The organism is Mesorhizobium sp. Arg314 (genome assembly GCF_053714275.1).
The window spans coordinates 1-294 of the sequence record NZ_JBSKBP010000322.1 but is presented as its reverse complement, the minus strand read 5'-3'; the positions used below and the strand labels follow the sequence as shown (position 1 = coordinate 294).

The window sequence follows — 294 nt, the reverse complement described above, 5'->3', positions numbered from 1 at the left end:
CGACGGGACCCGCTGGGTCTCGTCGCGCCCGGCCTTCCTCCTTCCGGTGCGCGTGCTCGGCAAGCTGTTCCGCCGCCTGTTCCTCGCCCGGCTGATCGCACTGCACGACGCCGGCCGGCTCAGCTTCTTCGGGTCGATGACGCAGCTGACCGAGCGACGGGCCTTCCTGCGCCAGCTTGCTGCCGCCCGGAAGAAGCGCTGGGTGGTCTACGCCAAGGCGCCGTTCGCGGGGCCGGAGGCGGTGCTCGCCTATCTGTCGCGCTACACCCACCGCGTTGCGATCTCAAACCGCCG

1 protein-coding gene is annotated in these 294 nt (G+C 71.1%); it reads left to right on the top strand.

All coding sequences use genetic code 11. The features are described 5' to 3' along the window. A partial coding sequence (locus tag ACWGS9_RS35685) for a transposase (RefSeq protein WP_454509543.1) occupies nt 1–294 on the top strand: 294 nt, incomplete at both ends.